Annotated in this window: 18 protein-coding genes; 8 read left to right on the plus strand and 10 right to left on the minus strand. The window is 38.0% G+C overall.

The genetic code is table 11. The annotated features are described in order from the left end of the window. Positions 1-145 precede the first annotated feature (145 nt). The 7 genes from hfq (at position 146) to Q9M50_00370 (ending at position 7,139) form a co-directional block, all read left to right on the plus strand. A complete protein-coding gene (gene hfq / locus Q9M50_00340) occupies positions 146-391 on the plus strand; it encodes an RNA chaperone Hfq (GenBank protein MDQ7089087.1) in 246 nt (81 codons plus the stop codon). 27 nt (positions 392-418) lie between these two features. Beyond that, positions 419-1,684 carry a ribosome rescue GTPase HflX gene (gene hflX, locus Q9M50_00345; GenBank protein ID MDQ7089088.1) on the plus strand — a complete coding sequence of 422 codons (1,266 nt, stop codon included), beginning with the start codon at positions 419-421 and terminating at the stop codon, positions 1,682-1,684. Positions 1,685-1,789: 105 nt separating this feature from the next. Further along, entirely contained in the window at positions 1,790-2,983 is a 1,194-nt protein-coding gene (gene hflK, locus Q9M50_00350; GenBank protein MDQ7089089.1) for an FtsH protease activity modulator HflK, read from the plus strand. Next, positions 2,983-3,840 carry a protease modulator HflC gene (gene hflC / locus Q9M50_00355; GenBank protein ID MDQ7089090.1) on the plus strand — a complete coding sequence of 286 codons (858 nt, stop codon included), beginning with the start codon at positions 2,983-2,985 and terminating at the stop codon, positions 3,838-3,840. Before hflK ends, hflC begins: the two co-directional genes overlap by 1 nt. 89 nt (positions 3,841-3,929) lie before the next feature. Beyond that, positions 3,930-5,117: an ATP phosphoribosyltransferase regulatory subunit gene (locus Q9M50_00360; protein MDQ7089091.1), complete on the plus strand. Its 1,188-nt coding sequence runs from the start codon at positions 3,930-3,932 to the stop codon at positions 5,115-5,117. A gap of 8 nt (positions 5,118-5,125) precedes the next feature. Continuing rightward, the gene (locus Q9M50_00365) at positions 5,126-6,424 is read left to right on the plus strand and encodes an adenylosuccinate synthase (protein MDQ7089092.1); all 1,299 of its coding nucleotides are present in this window, start codon (positions 5,126-5,128) and stop codon (positions 6,422-6,424) included. A 34-nt stretch (positions 6,425-6,458) separates the two neighbouring features. Next, positions 6,459-7,139, plus strand: a complete 681-nt coding sequence (locus tag Q9M50_00370) for a type VI secretion lipoprotein TssJ (GenBank protein ID MDQ7089093.1) — start codon at positions 6,459-6,461, stop codon at positions 7,137-7,139. Positions 7,140-7,178: 39 nt separating this feature from the next. Here the strand turns inward: Q9M50_00370 and Q9M50_00375 are convergent, their stop codons facing one another. Beyond that, positions 7,179-8,681 carry a DUF6399 domain-containing protein gene (locus Q9M50_00375; protein MDQ7089094.1) on the minus strand — a complete coding sequence of 501 codons (1,503 nt, stop codon included), beginning with the start codon at positions 8,679-8,681 and terminating at the stop codon, positions 7,179-7,181. A 272-nt stretch (positions 8,682-8,953) separates the two neighbouring features. Here Q9M50_00375 and Q9M50_00380 point away from each other — a divergent pair, with 272 nt between their 5' ends. Further along, the gene (locus Q9M50_00380) at positions 8,954-10,327 is read left to right on the plus strand and encodes an undecaprenyl-phosphate glucose phosphotransferase (protein MDQ7089095.1); all 1,374 of its coding nucleotides are present in this window, start codon (positions 8,954-8,956) and stop codon (positions 10,325-10,327) included. A 106-nt stretch (positions 10,328-10,433) separates the two neighbouring features. Here the strand turns inward: Q9M50_00380 and mutL are convergent, their stop codons facing one another. The 9 genes from mutL to Q9M50_00425 all read right to left on the minus strand — a co-directional run bounded on the left by mutL (position 10,434) and on the right by Q9M50_00425 (position 18,486). Next, positions 10,434-12,233: a DNA mismatch repair endonuclease MutL gene (gene mutL / locus Q9M50_00385; protein ID MDQ7089096.1), complete on the minus strand. Its 1,800-nt coding sequence runs from the start codon at positions 12,231-12,233 to the stop codon at positions 10,434-10,436. Between the two features lie 124 nt (positions 12,234-12,357). Then, entirely contained in the window at positions 12,358-12,492 is a 135-nt protein-coding gene (locus Q9M50_00390; GenBank protein ID MDQ7089097.1) for a hypothetical protein, read from the minus strand. Positions 12,493-12,539: 47 nt separating this feature from the next. Next, on the minus strand, positions 12,540-12,770 hold the full coding sequence (locus Q9M50_00395; GenBank protein MDQ7089098.1) for a hypothetical protein: 231 nt from the start codon (positions 12,768-12,770) through the stop codon (positions 12,540-12,542). A gap of 118 nt (positions 12,771-12,888) precedes the next feature. Then, positions 12,889-13,332 (minus strand): hypothetical protein, encoded by a 444-nt coding sequence (locus tag Q9M50_00400; GenBank protein MDQ7089099.1) that lies wholly within the window; start codon positions 13,330-13,332, stop codon positions 12,889-12,891. Positions 13,333-13,800: 468 nt separating this feature from the next. Further along, on the minus strand, positions 13,801-14,445 hold the full coding sequence (locus Q9M50_00405) for a c-type cytochrome (GenBank protein ID MDQ7089100.1): 645 nt from the start codon (positions 14,443-14,445) through the stop codon (positions 13,801-13,803). A 2-nt stretch (positions 14,446-14,447) separates the two neighbouring features. Then, complete coding sequence (locus Q9M50_00410; protein ID MDQ7089101.1) at positions 14,448-16,073, minus strand: b(o/a)3-type cytochrome-c oxidase subunit 1; 1,626 nt, start codon at positions 16,071-16,073, stop codon at positions 14,448-14,450. Further along, positions 16,066-16,626 (minus strand): cytochrome C oxidase subunit II, encoded by a 561-nt coding sequence (locus tag Q9M50_00415; GenBank protein ID MDQ7089102.1) that lies wholly within the window; start codon positions 16,624-16,626, stop codon positions 16,066-16,068. The genes Q9M50_00410 and Q9M50_00415 overlap by 8 nt, the downstream gene beginning before the upstream one ends. Positions 16,627-16,634: 8 nt before the next feature. After that, positions 16,635-16,787, minus strand: coding sequence for a hypothetical protein (locus tag Q9M50_00420; GenBank protein MDQ7089103.1), 153 nt, complete (start codon positions 16,785-16,787; stop codon positions 16,635-16,637). 73 nt (positions 16,788-16,860) lie between these two features. Then, positions 16,861-18,486 (minus strand): IS1634 family transposase, encoded by a 1,626-nt coding sequence (locus Q9M50_00425; GenBank protein ID MDQ7089104.1) that lies wholly within the window; start codon positions 18,484-18,486, stop codon positions 16,861-16,863. Positions 18,487-18,586: the final 100 nt, after the last annotated feature.

Here is an 18,586-nt window from a genome sequence, read left to right on the forward strand (position 1 = left end):
AATCATCATTGAACTTGTAAATTCTAATTTTGTCCCAATTTTCTAAAAATGATCTTTAGTCATGTCAATTAAGTAAATGACTTATAATCTATCGTTATGGTCGTTTTTAATAAATGCAAATTAAATAATAATAGGGAGAAATTGGATGTCAAAAGTTCAAAATTTACAGGATACTTTTTTAAATACGCTCAGAAAAGAGCATATTCCCGTGTCTATTTTTTTAGTCAATGGCATTAAATTACAAGGTAAAATTGATTCTTTTGATCAATACGTCATCATGTTAAAAAATACCATTAGTCAAATGGTTTATAAACATGCTATCTCAACGATCGTACCTGGAAAACCTATTAAAATAGGACGTGATAACGAAGCTGCGGATGAAAACGAGTAAATCTTAATTTTATAAAGGAGTCCCCGATTGTTTGATCGCCCCGATACGGGTGAGCGAGCTATTCTCGTCCACCTTAAGCTACATGCAGACCAAGAAGACTTGCTGGAATTAAAAGAACTGGCAAAGTCCGCAGGGACTGATCCTGTTTATACACTAACAGGAACACGCCGCTCACCTGATCCCCGTTATTTTATGGGTTCGGGAAAATTAGAGGAACTCAAGGCTGATATAGAAAGGTATGAAGCGGATATTGTTTTGTTTAATCACGCCTTATCACCGAGTCAAGAAAGAAACCTTGAGCAAGCCCTAGAAGTTCGCGTTGTTGATAGAAACGGCTTAATTTTAGACATCTTTGCTCAAAGAGCGAAAACCTTTGAAGGAAAGCTTCAGGTCGAATTAGCGCAACTTCGACATTTATCAACACGATTAGTCCGTGGTTGGACTCACTTAGAACGTCAAAAAGGCGGCATTGGTATGCGAGGGCCAGGTGAAACGCAGCTAGAAACAGATAGACGTTTACTGAGTGCGCGCATTAAGCTCATTCAACAGCGACTAAAAAAAGTTGAAAAACAACGGCATCAAGGGCGAAGTCAGCGTAAAAAAGCGGAAGTCCCCGCCGTTTCATTAGTTGGCTATACCAATGCAGGTAAATCAACCTTGTTCAATAAATTGACAGGCGCAAATATATATACCGCCAATCAACTGTTTGCAACCTTAGATCCCACGTTACGATTATGTGAAATCGAAAAGGGTTCATCGATTATTTTAGCCGATACGGTGGGTTTTATACGCCACTTACCGCATGAATTGGTTTCAGCTTTTCGATCAACGCTACAAGAAGCCAGTGAAGCTGAACTTTTATTGCATGTTATTGATGCGAATGCGGAAGATAGAGATGAAACTATTTTTCAGGTTAATCAAGTTTTAAATGAAATAGACGCTGGGAAAATTAAACAGTTGCAAGTCTTTAATAAAATTGATTTATTAGAAGATATTAGTCCGCATATTGATTATGATGATAAGGGTCAACCTATTAGAGTCTGGCTTTCAGCGCAGACAGGTGATGGCATTGCTTTACTTTACCAAGCTTTAACTGAATTATTTATCTCAAGTAAGATAAAAATCAACTGCTATTTACGCCCAACTCAAGGGGCTATTCGTGCAAAGTTATTTGATTTTGCTAAAATTATTAAAGAAGATATTGATGAAAAGGGTAGTTGGACTATAACCATTGTAATAGATAAAAAATATTTGGGATTATTAAAAACTATCGAATTTGAAGAAATAATATAAATTAATAATTTTCATTTAAGGTAAATATTGATGAATATTTGCGATAGAATAGTCCCTTAACTACATAGATTTAATTTTTGAAGTAACCCAATTTGGAGCATCTGTATGTCCTGGAATGAACCCGGTGGTGATGATAAAGATCCTTGGAGTGGTCGTAAAGATCAACAAGGTCCACCTGATTTGGATGAAGCAATTCGTTCATTACAAAAAAAAATAGGCGGTATTTTTGGTAATGGGGGTGATAATGGCGATAATAATAATGAATCTTCAAATCTCTCTATAGGACTCGGTGTTCTTGCCGCAGGTGCCTTGGTTCTTTGGGGGCTTAGTGGGTTTTATATTGTTGATGAAGGAAATCATGGTGTTGAAACGCGTTTTGGAGAATACATTGAGCCGCCGACACAAGCGGGCTTAAATTGGCATTTTCCTTACCCAATTGAACAAGTTGAGTTAGTTAATGTAAAACAACAACGCTATATTGAAGTGGGTTATCGTTCTGCAGGTGGGCAGGGTGTGGGTTCTGTACCGAAAGAAGCCTTAATGCTGACCAAAGATGAAAACATTATTGATGTTCGTCTTGCGGTTCAATATCAAGTTAAAGATGCTAAAGAATTCTTATTTAATTTGGCCAGTCCTCAAGCAACCTTAAAGCAAGTGACCGAAGGGGCCGAACGTGGAATCATTGGTAGTAGCAGTATGGACTATGTTTTAACGGAAGGTCGTGGTGATGTGGTCGCTAAAATTAAAACAGAAATTCAAACGGTCATGGATGCCTACAAAGCAGGTATTCAAATTACCAGTGTTAATTTACAAGATGCCCAACCACCTGAACAGGTACAAGGTGCATTTGAAGATGCGATTAAAGCTCGAGAAGATCAGCAACGTTTAATTAATGAAGCGGAAGCGTATGCGAATGATGTTATTCCAAAAGCAAGAGGCGCGGCTGCTAGAAAAATGCAAGAAGCCGAAGCGTATAAAGAACAGGTCATTGCAAAATCAATCGGGGAAGTGAGTCGATTTTCAAAACTTCTGATTGAATATAGAAAAGCCCCAGAAGTGACTCGACAACGCTTATATTTAGAGTCAATGGAATCTGTGCTATCAACGACAAAAACAGTGATGGTTGATGTGAAAGGGAGTAATAATTTATTATACTTACCGCTTGATAAACTAGCGAATTCAACAACCGATACAACAACGAATGCACGACCTACTCAGGGTGTTAAAACGCCCATGCATAAAACAAGTCAACCTGTGCCAAGATCTTCATCACGCACGCGTACAGAAAGGGGACGATAATGACCGCTAATAAAATTGTAGCCATACTTTCTACCTTATTTTTTATCGGTACAGGGAGTGTTTTTACGGTATCGGAAACAGAAAAAGTTATTAAATTTAAGTTAGGGGAAATTATTAAATATGATTATACCCCTGGGCTTTATTTTAAAATGCCCTTTATCAATAATGTTAAAAAATTTGATAGTCGAATTCAAACTATGGATTCAAAGCCTGAGCGTTTTTTAACGGCAGAAAAGAAAAACGTCATTGTTGACTCGTTTGTAAAATGGCGTATTGGTGATGTTAAAAAATTCTACACCGTTGTTTCGGGAAATATTTATCAAGCTAATTTACGGTTAGATCAAATTATTAAAGATGCTTATCGTGCTGAGTTTAGTAAACGAAATATCAAACAATTAGTTTCGACTGACCGAAGTGCTATTCGTGAGATCTTAATTAAAAGTTCAAGTAAGATTGCAGCCAACTTAGGCATGGAAATTGTCGATGTACAAGTCAAACGTATTGATTTGCCCAATGAAGTCAGTAGTTCTGTTTACAGACGTATGGAAGCCGAACGTGAACGAGTTGCTCGTGAATTTCGCTCTCAAGGAGCCGAGGCTGCTGAACGTATTCGCGCTAATGCCGATCGTCAACACACCGTTACCTTAGCGAATGCCTTTCGTGATGCTGAAAAATTACGGGGTGAAGGGGATGGAAAATCTGCCGAAATTTATGCAAATTCGTATAGTGAAGACATTGAATTTTTTAGTTTTTATCGTAGCTTAAATGCGTATAAAAAGACCTTTTCAAATGCAGGTGATATGATAGTCATGGAACCTGATTCAGATTTCTTCAAGTATTTTAAGAAACAAAAATAAATAACTCTTTGGAACATTAATGTTCTAAGGATTCATTATCACCACAAAAAACGCTCCTATGGGGCGTTTTCTGCGAATGGACACATAACATGTTACAAAAAGATCCTTGGTTACTCCCTGATGGTATTGATGAAGTTTTACCTGATGATGCCGCACATTTAGAACGCTTGCGTCGACAATTATTGGATGTTTTTAATAGCTGGGGTTATCAATTAGTTATTCCGCCTTTAGTGGATTACCTTGCGTCATTATTAACGGGAACAGGGCATGAACTTGATTTGCAAACGTTTAAATTTACAGATTCATTAAGTGGTGAAATGCTGGGCGTTCGGGCCGACATGACCCCGCAAGTTGCACGAATTGATGCGCATAACCTAAGGCATGAATCACCCACAAGACTGTGTTATGTTGGAACCGTTCTGCATACCGTTAGCGATAAATTGGAACAAAGCCGTAGTCCTATGCAAATAGGGGCAGAAATTTATGGACATCAAGGTCGAGAAAGTGATTTAGAAGTGATTCAATTAATGGTCGAAATGCTCACGAGTATCGGCTTAGAAGATATACACCTTGATTTAGGCCATGTGGGTATTTATCGCGCTTTATCAAAACAAGCGGGTTTAAACTCACAACAAGAGGGTGCGTTATTTGATATTTTACAGCGTAAAGCCACAACCGAATTAATCGACGTATTAAAAACATATACGATTGATAATGAGTATAAAAAATTATTTTTAAAGCTCCCTAAACTAAATGGAAATAGGGATGTTTTAACCGATGCGGCGGCTATTTTTTCAGATTCTTCGGCTGAAATAAAACAGGCTTTAGCGGATTTACAAAAACTAGCCGATCAATTACATATTATTTTCCCCTCCTTGTCGGTTAATGTTGATTTAGCTGAATTACGGGGCTATCACTATCACACAGGGATTATTTTTGCGGCATTAACGCCTAATATTGGTAGAGAAATAGCGCGAGGTGGACGCTATGATAATATCGGAGGGGTTTTTGGTCGAGCGCGTCCTGCAACAGGGTTTAGTGCGGATTTGAAATTTTTAGCCTCATTGGCTAAAGAAAATAGACGGACAAAAGAGATTATCTTTGCCCCTTATGTTATCAATGATCCACAATTAACGGAACGTGTGAAAAACCTAAGAGTGGATGGTTGCGTTGTTATTCAACAATTACCTGAACAATCAGGGGGTGCAAAAGAACTAAAGTGCACGGCAATCTTAACAAAAGAAAATAAAAACTGGCTGATAAAGCCTTTCGTTTAAAATTTGGAATAATTATGGGAAAAAATGTTGTTATCATCGGCACACAGTGGGGCGATGAAGGTAAAGGAAAATTAGTTGATTTATTAACTGATCAGGCAAAAGCGGTTATTCGTTTTCAAGGGGGGCATAATGCAGGGCATACGCTCGTTATTGAGGGTGAAAAAACAGTACTTCATCTTATTCCTTCAGGTATTTTAAGAAGTCATGTTGAATGCTTAATTGGCAATGGAGTCGTCTTATCCTTGGAGGCCCTCACAGAAGAAATTGAATTATTAGAAAGTGCGGGAATTAAAGTTAGAGATCGATTAAAAATTAGTGAGTCGTGTGCATTAATTTTGCCCGTTCATATTGCAATTGATCAAGCTCGTGAAATTGCACGTGGAAAAAAAGCCATTGGGACCACAGGACGAGGAATTGGCCCCGCTTATGAAGACAAAGTTGCAAGACGCGGCTTAAGAGCGGGTGATTTGCTAAACCCAACGGTGTTTGCTGAAAAATTAAAAGAATTAGTCGATTATCATAATTATATGTTAATTAACTATTATAAGGTTGATGCCATTGATTACGAACAGTCATTAGAATCGGCCTTAACTTTAGCAAAAATTGTTAAACCCATGCTGATTGATGTCGGTGAGAAAATTAATGCTTACCAGAAAAATGATGAAAATATTTTATTTGAAGGTGCGCAAGGGGCTTTGCTTGATATAGATCATGGTACTTATCCTTATGTCACCTCATCAAACACGACTGCGGGAGGCGCAGCAACTGGAGCAGGCATAGGTCCTTTAGATTTAGATTACGTTCTTGGAATAACGAAAGCGTATTCAACTCGAGTTGGTAATGGCCCGTTTCCAACGGAATTAGATGATGAATACGGAGAGCATTTAGGAACAAAAGGCCATGAGTTTGGGGCAACGACAGGACGCAAACGACGTACCGGTTGGTTCGATGCCGTTTCAATGCGAAAATCAGCACAATTAAATAGTTTAAGTGGTATTTGTTTAACTAAATTAGATGTGCTGGACGGTTTAGATAAAATTGGAATTTGCACCGCCTATGAAATTAATGGAAAGAAAACCGATATCGCTCCTTTAGGCGCAGAACAATATGCCGCTTGCATACCCATTATTGAAGAAATGCCAGGCTGGGATGGAGCGACGGCAGGAGTTACAGACTATGAAAAGCTTCCTGAAAATGCAAAAGCTTACATTAATCGAATTGAAACCTTAATTGGTGTTAAGATCGCCATAATATCAACAGGGGCTGAACGTAATGAAACCATTATTTTAGAGCTGCCGTTTTCATAAATAATCGCTTACTAATAAAATGAACCCAACAACGATGGCTAATGCTTTATTACTAGCCTTAGTTTTAATGATAACAGCGTGTGTACAAAAGGTTGAGCCGCCTCAATCCGTAAAGCTGGTCATCGTTGAACCTTGGCATTGGGACGATCAACAGCAGCATTGGGTTGATAAAGGAACCGTATTTGATGCCGAAGCAAAAAACCTTGCCCAAATGTCTTGGGAGCATCAAAAAAAAGCAATTTTATTAGAAATAGATTCGGCAACATTACTAAATAATTTTGATAAAAAGCCCAATGCCTTATTAATGAAGGTCTTTCAATTTAGTGATTCACGCGCTTTTTTAATTGCTACAAAATCAACGAGTGGACTTAAACGTTTATTAACGGCAGAACAAATTGACCCTGCTTGTATTGAGACCGAACATTTTATTGTTTTACCTGGACGTAAACAGACGTTAATTTTAGATAGAGCTGAAGGGGCGCGTTATCTTGGCGTTGTTTTCGGTTACTCGAACTTCAAACAGTCTAAAATTTCACGTTTAATTCCCATTGTTACGTTGAAAAAAAATAAAAAGATAGATAGATCACCTTCTTCTATTTCTCAACTCGATACACTGAAAATAACGGATGACATTAATAATCGTCCTGCTTTATTAACATTGAAATTATTTTTAGGGACTAACGGAATTAATAATCTTGATATAAATATTAAATAATATTTTATCTTAAGTTGATACATTACTTAGGCTACCAATTTAAGACGGGACATCCAGCAATTTCAAAGGGTTAGAAAACACACGCTTTCGACTATTTCTAGGAAGCGGTAACTCGCCCATTTCATTCAGTAGCCATGAAAACAAGTCTGGAAACTCGGTATCAAATAAACGCATGGCGGCGGTTGTGCCATCCTCACGTTTGATTCCGTAGTTATGAATGACCGTCAACGCGTTTAATCGCTTTTTATTCAAACCTCGCCCATTGCGATACATTTGCGATAAACAGCCATTTCGCCCTTCCACCGCAGATGAACTGCGTTGAAACTGCCTTGCCATATGCTCCGCCAATGTTAGCCATCGCTGCATTTCACTGATTGATAACTTTGCACTAAATGGGTCTGATTTGAGCTTATCAGACGCGGTTTCCCAAGCTTTTCGATAGTTTTCCTTTGACCTGCGGCTTTTAGTTTGTTCCATTTTCTGATGCCAATAAACAACGGGTAATAATGTTGTGGTCAACCAATATTCGGTATCCGCATCAAGCCCCAAATTTTGCAAGGTTTCGCGTACCCAAAGCCACCAAAAACTGATGGATACCGCTAACGGTTTTATTTGATTACGAAACTTTTTCATCACGCCTTTATGATCGTTAATCCCTTGTTTTTCCGCTATTTTTTCAAAGGCTCGCGCTCTTAACTCTAGCAACTTCTCAACCTGTTCCGCATCGTTTCTACGACTATCATTGAGTGAAAAAGGATGAACTTCATCCGCAATCCCTTGTAAGTTTTCGTGATAATCTGTTTGTATTTTTTTGGCTTCTTCAAGCTCTTTTTCAGCCGTTATCCGTGTTGTTTTAAGTCCAATAATTTTCTGCATCGTTGCCGTTTTAGAAACAGTAGACTCTGCGGTTTGCGCTGCTTGCCGCTGTTTTTCAGCCCTTGCTGCACGCCTGCCGATTTTCGCGCCTAACCAGCGACTCATATCTTGTTGAGCATGAAAAATATCTGCCCCCGATTCGCACTTAAACCCCGTCACTGCCATTTTTATCAACGCCTTAGCGCGATCACTAATCGCATGATTAACCTCAATGCCTAATGATTCTAATCGTGGCGAAACCTTTTTATACCAAGTATCGTAGCACCTATCATCGCTAATATCTTCCAACAAAAGATAGCCAGAACGTAAGTCCATTAAAACTAAAATCATAAAGTTGCCGAAAAAAGTCTCATCCAGCCCAGCAACAACTTTACGTGTTTGTTTTTTCACACTTTTTTCGCATTCTTGCTGAAACTGCGGCAATAAGACTTCCATTTTATTGATTTGAGTCCGCAGTGCGTCGGGTGATACGCCCACATGGGTGTCAATCCGTATCATTTTAAAAAACAGCGATAAAGTCTCTGCACCTACGCCTGCCTTTAATCCAAAGACATACAAGGCGGAAAACACCATTAATCTTTGCCAAGAACTACCTGCCTCGGTTTCCCATAATGATGATTCAGGATGTCGATTTCGCTTTGTTTGCGCTTGACGATGACGATGCACACTGCTTTTTGAGCGACCAACAATTGAAGCTAAGTTACGAACAGTTTGCTTGCCTGTTGTTGTAATTTCAGCGATAATTGCGTGACTAGCTGCGCGTATTTTCTGTGTTGTTCTGTTTTTTTAGTCATTAACCTATGATACAAGAATATCGCAGTTAGTTCCTCATTAAAAATAGTTCAAGCACTTACTTCTGTGTTAAATTTTCAATTATTTAACATCATTCTTTAAATGAAAAATTGGATAATTTTATGCGGCAATATAGTTTATCTTTTATGAAACAATATAGTTTAGAAGATCGTCATTTATTATTCTTCATATTAGATTTTTTTATTGTTATCTTTTCCTCTATTATTAGTTATTATATCGTACATAATAGTCTTTATATTGGTTTTAATTATAAAGTCGTTATTCTAATTAATACCTTAATAGTTTTGTTATCGACCTCAATTAATCATTTATATTGTTCTTGGCGTGGGCTTATATTTATTAAACAAATCTATAAAGTATTTACAATTTGGTTCTTCTCATTTATTTGTTTACTAGCCCTACTATTTTTTTCTAAACAACTTGCTATCTTTTCAATTACGTGGGTGCAGCTATGGTTTGTTATTGGCGTTAGTTTGACATGTTTATATCGTGTCATTGTTTCCTTTACTCTTAATAAGTGTCGCCAACAAGGAAAAAATAGTAGAGAAATTATGCTTGTTGGTAATGGAATAATGATTGATAATATTATTAAAACTAGTCAACAGCATTTAGAATATGGTTTTAATATTAATAAGACGATTAACTTATCAAAAACTAATTGTACGAATGAAGAGGTTACTCATGAATTATTTGCCGAACTAGATACAAAAAAATATCATGAGCTATGGATCTGCTTACCGTTATCAGATGCTTATATTATTAAAGGTATACTTCATGATTTGCGTCATTCTACGGTTGATATTCGGTTTTTTCCTGATTTAGAAGGCATTCCGTTATTAAACTATAATATAACTAATTTAATGGGGTTTTCTAGTTTAAATCTGAGTAGTTCTTCTTTAACTAAAAGAAACAGGGCTATAAAAAGATATGAGGATGTCATTTTATCCGTTATTATCTTAATTATAATAACAGTCCCTTGTTTATTAATTATGGTTCTAATTAAGCTCACTTCACCGGGTCCTATTTTATTTAAACAAAAACGGCATGGCGTTGATAAACAAATTTTTGAAGTTTATAAGTTTAGATCAATGACCATGCATAAAGAAACATCTGATCTTATTGTACAAGCGACTAAAAATGATGTGCGAATTACAAAGCTCGGGGCTTTTTTACGTAAAACGAGCTTGGATGAACTGCCTCAATTTGTGAATGTATTGCAGGGTAAAATGTCTGTTGTTGGGCCTCGACCTCATGCGTTATCACATAATGAATATTATAAAGATTTAGTTGATTCGTATATGTGGCGGCATAAAGTTAAACCAGGTATTACAGGATGGGCGCAAATTAACGGTTACCGAGGCGAGACGGATACATTGTATAAAATGCAAAAGCGTGTTGAGTATGATCTTTGGTATATTGAAAATTGGTCGCTTTATTTAGACTTAAAGATTGTTTTTTTTACTATCTTTAAAGGGTTTATTAATAAAAATGCGTACTAATAAATAACTTACTGATTTTCTAAACGTACACTGCGTAGAGAGAGCTAGCTCGACTCTACGTAGTCATCTTATAAATTCGTATTTCTACATGTTTAGAGTAGGGGGATTATTGACCGCGTAAGAAAAACTTATCTAATTCGGTATGACTTAAATTTATCCAAGTAGGTCGCCCATGATTACACTGGCCAATACGCTCAGTCTGTTCCATTTCGCGTAAAAGCGCATTCATCTCATCAACGGTTAAACGGCGTTTTGCTCTAACTGAACTATGACAGGCCATTGTGGCTAAAATTTCATTACAACGTTCTTCAATTCGTTCACTACGGCCATATTCAATAATATCGGCTAAAACATCACGAATTAATTTTTCAGTATCCGCTTTTGCCAATAAAATAGGAATAGAACGCAATAATAAGGTTTCAGGGGTGATACGATTAATTTCAAAACCTAAACTGTCAAATATAAGATGCTGTTGTTCAGCTAAATCCGCTTCTTTTAGGGTGACTAAGATTTTGATCGGTAATAATAAAGGCTGGCTAATAATATTACTTTGGGCGTACTGTGTTTTTAAACGCTCATAAGTGATCCGTTCGTGAGCAGCATGGGCATCGACTAAAATAATCCCCTCCTGCGTTTCCGATACGATATAAATACTATGAAGATGCGCAACAGCATACCCTAGAGGGGGAAGGGTATTATTGTCGCTAGGTTTATTGTCATATCTATTTGTTTGTGAACTAATCTCATACGTTTGACGGCCTTCTTTAATTGTTAATGGCACTAAAGATTGAGCTGTCGATGAATAAGACTGAGGCTTAACTGAAGATAGTTGAGGTTGATGGGAAGGGGCTGTTTGTTGATAGTTTAAAGGTAAATTAGCCTCTGAACTAGTTTCAGTTGTAGTCGGCCTTTGTTCTGCAATACTTCGATACAAAGCTCGAAATAAAAAATCATGCACCAAACGGCCTTCTCTAAATCGAACTTCAAGTTTAGCGGGGTGGGCATTGACATCAACTAAAGTAGACTCCAACGTTAAATATAAGATAAAGACAGGATGGCGGCCCTGAAACATGACATCTTGATAGGCTTTTTTAACCGCATGAGAAATTAAACGGTCTTTAATTAAACGTTGATTAACATAAAAATACTGCATATCTTGTTGACTACGCGAAAAGGTAGGTAAGCCGACCCAGCCTGATAAGTGCAAACCTGATGCCGAAAAATCTATTTTTAACGCATTTTTCATAAATTCTTTTCCGCAAATACTCGCAATACGTTGTTGCTGGTATTCATCGGTATCTGCAACGTTTAAGTTTATGATTTCACGTTGGTTATGAGTCAATTTAAACGCAATATCAAAACGACTTAAGGCCATTTTTTTAATTAAATTTTCAATATGTGAAAATTCTGTTTTTTCAGTTTTTAAAAATTTGCGTCTTGCGGGGGTATTATAAAATAAATCATTAACCTCAACGGTTGTTCCTTGGGGATGAGCTGCGGGTTGAATCTCAAAAACAGTTTCTGAGCCATCACTGAAAATACACCATGCCTCGTTAGCATCAATGGCTTTTGAGGTTAAAGAAAGTCTGGCAACGGAACTAATGCTTGATAAGGCTTCGCCTCGAAACCCCATACTGGTTACTCGCTCTAATTCATCAAGTGAACGAATTTTACTGGTTGCATAGCGAGATAAAGCCAGTGTTAAGTCATTATGTTCAATGCCACAGCCATTGTCATGAATTTTAATTAAGCGTGTTCCCCCTTGTTCAATGGCTATTGAAATTTGGCTTGCGCCTGCATCAAAACAATTTTCAATAAGCTCTTTAACAATGGAAGCGGGACGTTCGACCACTTCACCTGCGGCAATTTGATTAATAAGTTGAGGCGGGAGTGAGTAAATACGCATGAGGGGTGAATGATAATAATAAAACTGTATTTTAACTGAAATTATAAAAATAAAATTATAAAAAGAGGTCTTATTTATACAGGCTATAATGGTATCTACTTTAAATTTCAGGGTAAAACAAATATCAGACCTGCAAACTTTGCGCTTTTTGAGCGATAAGATTCGCCATAGACGGCATTTTGAATTCACCACTAACTCGGTCATAAACATAATCATAAAAACTCACGGCTAGTTTTTTAGCCGTTTCAGCAAGACTCATAAAACTGTCTTTGATTTTCGTGCCTTTCTCATTTCGAGTCTGGAAGCTTATGTCTCGCGCACGCGCTTGTCTTCTTGATTCATCACTGTATTAACAGGTATTTGAGCATCAACTTTTACCCGCGCTTTATCAGCTAACTTGAACTCGTCAAGCAAGGATTGAGCTTGTTGATTGTAGATATAATGGCGTGGCGCATAATCGGTCAGCACGTCCAGAACCGATAAACGGTTTTTGTGTTTGGTGGTGAAATAAGCGGTAAACAAGTCATTGCAGACCACCTGACAATAGTGGTTATCACCGTGGACTCGCGCACTGGTATCATCAATATGACCGTATCACTGTTGAGAATACCGCTGCGATAAAGCTCGCTTTTTTCCTGAGACTTAAGCATGGGAATTAAGCTACGAAAAAGCCTTTAGATACTAAGTCGCTAGGCAAGCCAGTTTTGTCGAGTAGGCATTTTAGCGTTTGGTCGATTTTAACTCGTGGGATCTTGGGTTTACGGCGGCGTTTTTTCTTATCCGAGTCCGTATTTTCAGTGTCGTTATTAGTTTCTTTTTGCGCGTCAACTTGTGCTTTTTTACGTTCGTCTTCGGATGAAATATCATCACCCTTATTATTTTTATTGGGTTTGATATCAGGCTTTCCCTGCTCACCTTTCAAGCGATTAACCTCGTCACGAAGTTGCTGTAATTCAGTTTCTAAAGACAATTTATCACTGGCTAAGCGTTCAATAAGATTGAATATTTTTTTGACAATATCCTGCGCTTCGCTACTTTCCATTTGAGCGATTGCTTGATAAATGGCGTTAGTTTCAGCCTGTCGGTCGTGGATATTCAAAGTATGTAAATGTTCGTTCTTTTATGATATGTTGTCAAATCTATTTTAGAAATTTTATCTTTACCCTGAGATTTAAAGTAGATACCATTGTTCGTACTTCAAGGGTTAAATCGTGACGGCGAATAAATTTAGGAGCTACAGGGGGGGAAAAATTCGTTAATCTGGTTTTCTGTTATCATGATGCTGTGCCTTCATAGAGAGTTATGTGAGATATGTAAGATATTTGTCGTTTACACTATAACGCTTTTGTTCTATGGAGGCACTCTCTACAATTGAAGTTTTTTATGTAAAGTGTCAACTGGGAAATGAAAGATGCCGAAAAGAGCTATTATTTTCCTGCTTATGGAGGAAAAAATAGCAGTACATTTCTTTCTTTATGCCATAATATTTGTTTTTATCACAAATTTTCATTGCCTCATTTTACTGTCTTTTAATCTGGACTTGCCTAAGTTAATTCATGCCCGTTCCTTATCTTAATTGTTGATAATACTCAGCCAACTGTTTGATTTCAACATCACTTAACTGTTTAGAAATCACTCGCATACGACTATACAGATCATTATGACGTGTGCCATTTTTATACGCTAATAGTGTCGCTTCAGTGTAATCAGCTTGCTGACCTGCAAGAGCAGGGGTGTCCATTTTTTGACCTTCACCCTCAGAACCATGACAGACAAAACAAGGCGGTAATATTTTTTTACCATTCCCTTTCTTTACTAAACTAATTGCTTTGCTAATATCAACTTGTGAGGGTTGGTTTTGTGCAGCAGGTAAAGATTGAAACCAAGCCGCTAAATCCGCGCTGTCTTTTTCACTAAGACCAGCAGCAATAGAAGACATCATCGAGTTTTCACGTTTTCCCTCTGCATAATCACGCAATTGCTTATAAGTATAATTAGCTGTTTGCCCTGCCAAAGAAGGAAACATACCCATTGGACTAATGCCTTTTTCACCATGACACCCTATACAAGATTCAGCGAGTTGCTCGCCTTTTTTCACATCTCCGTCTTTAACGAAATTAAGTGTTTCTGGCATCCAAACCATATTAGAAGCAGGTTCCGCTAAAACAAAAGCAGGTGCTATAAATAAAATTAAAGATAGTATACGTTTCATATTTAATATCCCCACGTGCTTGAACCGTAAGTGTCCATAAAAAAGAATTGTAAAATGGGTACACCAAAGCTAATGAACATTAAGACGGCAATCACTTTATTCCACAATCTAAAGTCATTCAAATACTCAGGCAGCTCTTTTACTTCATGTAAAGGTTCTGCATATTCCACTTCGCCAACAAAAACTTCTGTCGTTGCGCCAAATTGGGTTTTTACTAAGATGTAAAAAAACAAACAAGCTGAACTTAATAAAACTAAGCCGCCTAAAATCATCAATATCTCGTATGGTTCCCACGTCATTGTGAGTACATTATTGTATTGCACACTAGAAATACGTCTAGGCTGACCTAATAAACCGAGAACATGCCAAGGTGTCGTCATAATACTCATACCAATAAACCAAGTCCAAAGCTGTACTAAAGCTAATGAATTAGAGACTAACGGTTTCTTGCATAAAAATGGCCATAAATAATAGGCAATTGTAAAATACATAATAACAGTAGTACCTGCAAAGATCAGATGAAAATGTCCTGGTACCCATGCAGTATTATGGATCATCGCATTCATCGCATAGCTAGCATTTACAATCCCACCAAAACCACCCAATATCAGCATCAATAACGACAGGATAACCCCTAATGTCATCGGATTGCTCCACGGTAAACTTCCAATCCAGCCAAATAAGCCTTTACCGCCGCGTAAACGCCCAGCAATTTCTAAAGAAGCAATGACAGTGAAGCCTGTGACTAAAGTAGGTAAGGCAACAATAAAAGTACCGACACCGTGTAATAGTTTCCAGCCTGACGCATGTTCAGGATCCATATATAAATGATGCATTCCAATCGGTAACGAAAACACCACTAAGACAATTAATGCCATCCGTGCCGCTTCATCACTGAATAAATATCCGCCCGCTTGTTTAGGAACAAACACATAAAAAGCAGTATAAGCAGGAATTAACCAAAAATAAACAATGGGATGTAAAGTCCAAGCAAATAAGGTTCTCGCTAAACCCGGATCAAGCGTATCCATTAATCCTAAAGCAACTGGAATTAACTGAAATAAAACTTCTGCAGCAACGCCAACACTTGTCCATAACCATAAAAGCGCATTGGCAGTAGTCGCAAACATGGCTAAAGGAACGACTTTACCTGGATTAGATTTTTTCCACTGGTAAAACATCACAATCATGATGCCACACCAAACCCATGAGCCAACCACTAATAAAGTTACCCCTATATAAAAAGCAACATGTGCGGTAACAGGGGGATAAAAAGTATAAAGTACAGAAGCTAATCCACTGAGCAGCGGAACGGCTGCAATAACAACACCTAATATTGCGATAACGAAACCAGACCAAGCTAATTTAGGGTTCCAAATCGGTATTTTTAAGGAATCACTGGCAGTGTAGTAACCAAACCCCATAATAAAAAAGGTGGTTAATACATAAGCCATCAATACGCCATGCGTACTAACAGAAGTAAAATACAAACTAATAGAAGTCAGCGATTCAAACAGCCCACTACGTTCTAAAACTTGAAATTGCCCCATGAAACAGGCAACAATAAAGGCTGTAAAAGCTACCCACATATGGCTAAGGGCTAGATTTTTTGCTGTGGTATTATTCATTATTACTTTCCTCTTTTGCTATCGCTGTGGTGTTTAGCGCAGCACTTTCTTTAGCTCTCTTTGCTTCCCACTCTTCTTTATCAATCACAAAAGCTTTACTCCACATGTGGTCATGCCCCAATCCACAATATTCATTACATAGCATTGGGTATTCGCCGGGGCGAGGGAAAGAGCTTTCTACTTGTGCGACATAGCCAGGAACAATCATGGTGCTCATATTAGTCATCGGCATATGCACGCCATGTAAAACATCCATACTCACCCAGCGAAAGGTTATTTTCGTTTCTGCGGGTAAGATAATTTTTTTAGGAAAGAAAGCATAGCGACCGGCCACCATTCGCACGGTAATATCCCCATTATCAGCCACTTGTACCCCTAAATTATCTTCAGCAAACTCTTTACTTAAATGAATTTTACGAGAATCAATCGTTTCTACATTACTGGGAGCATTCACGCTATGAAATAAAGCATCTATTATAATAATAGAAACAAATAAAGCCGACATACCGAGGGAAATCAAGACCCATTTTTTTTCTAAAGGATCAATATGCATAGCTCACCTTAATTAATCATGCCACGAGATAGAAATACCCCGTAATAAAGAAATAACCAAGTGACAACCATGCCACCGCCAACGCTTAACATTAGTATCCAAGTACCTGCAGGGGGACTTTCAAGGATTTTTTTTCGTTCTTCATCGCTCATTTTGTTCATATTAAACCTCTTTGATTATTAAAAATAAGGGTATTTTTCACTAAAATACTTACCCTACATTCCGCACCCCAAATTAGCCGCTTCCTGAATATAATTTCTCATATTTTTCACCCAACAGGCTTAACAACAAAATATGGTAAGAATTCATATTTAAAACAAGGGCTTGAGAGTCTGGAAATAACAAGACATGAATACCTCTAAAAAACTGAAATACCCAGCGGGCAGTTGGCTTACTGATTTCATGCCCTTTTTGATTCGGAAACGTTTTTTTCGCTTGCTGGAGAGATTGACGAATTCGGTACTCCAATGCCGCGTATAGCAACAGGCAGAGAGTCATGAGTATCATTAAAACCATCATTCGCTTGGGTGATTTCAAGAATAAACTTGATGCCATAAATAACGGGTCTTTCATAAACCTGAAACCGCGCTCTACTTTTTGCTGGCTTTTATACAAATCAATAACTTCGGCATCGGATAATTGCTCGCTATCTAGCTGGTTGGTCGCTAAAATATAGCAACTTTTACGTTGAATCCGCTTTTGGCGCGGCTCTAGCAAGGTCATGATTGAACCGCGAATTTGATAATCATAATAGTCTGGTTGCTGGTCTTTTTTGGGACGACCTGAACTTTTATAACGAGCGATTTTGGCAACAGGTTCAGAAATAACCTCGATAAGTGTTTCTTTTTCTTTGAATTTTTCTAAAGCTTTTGTCGCATCTTCTAGGCAACTAAAATTTTGAGTACATAGTTTTTGATAGCTTTTGTTTAACGCAGTGGTTTGTTTGAGCCATTGCTTGTTGATAGTTTTGGTCGCACGGTTTCTTGATTCGGGCGAATAGATCACAATCCAGCGTTGATTTACCTCCGCATAGCGACAGCAAAGGCTTCTAACGCCTTTTTCATCGGGAGTTTGCATTAATTCAGGAATGATAGCGTCAATAATCTCATTGCTTAAATTGATAGTCCCAGGAACGCGACTAATCCATAAGCAATCAATCATTTCCTTTAGGTTTTTCGCGGTATATAGCGCACTGTCAGCAATCAGATATTCAAGCCCGACATCTGTTTTTAATTGCCCGATATGATTTTTGATGAGTTCATGAAAACTGTCTTTATCAATTGTATTACCGTTGAGAGGCTCCATCAGCAGCGGGATGCCTGCTTGATGTTCACAAATCAATTGCAATCCAATCTGGTTTAAATCAGGACGATGATCGCGGCTATAGCCTTTGGTAATATGAACCACGCCGTCTTTGGGTTCATCGTTGCTATTGTGAACGCCATCGGTATGAAAACTAGTGGTATCGACGTGAGTTATACGGCATTCCAAATCCAATATTTTTACGGTTTTCATCGAGATTTGAGCAAAGAGTTCACTCACGCCGTGTTTAAAAATAGCATCCATTGCTCGACCGAGCGTTGTATCATTGAGCTGTTCGGCTTGAATATTGGATGCAATCAACCGTTCAACAGGTTTATCGTCAAAAAAATTCGGGGTTAGATACAACGGGCTTTGGGTAAAGCCTAAGCCATTAATCACCATAGCCTTCACCGCCTGCCCGACTGAAACGTGGCGTTGTTCAAGGTCTTGAGGGATCAGGGTATCAATGAGCGTACCAATACCTAACTCATCATAAAGCGCGGCGACCAAGCCAAGATGGTCTAAGTTCTGACTTCTGTAAAATGCTGGTGCTTGCATTGAACCCGTTTCGATATGGACAGCGATGGTATTTTCCTTGAAATGTTAGCTTTGTGTGGTCTGTATTATAAAATACCTAATTTTAAAATTATAGATGCGG

The organism is Methylococcales bacterium (assembly GCA_030949405.1).
In the GTDB taxonomy this organism is placed as follows: Bacteria; Pseudomonadota; Gammaproteobacteria; order Methylococcales; family Methylomonadaceae; genus WTBX01.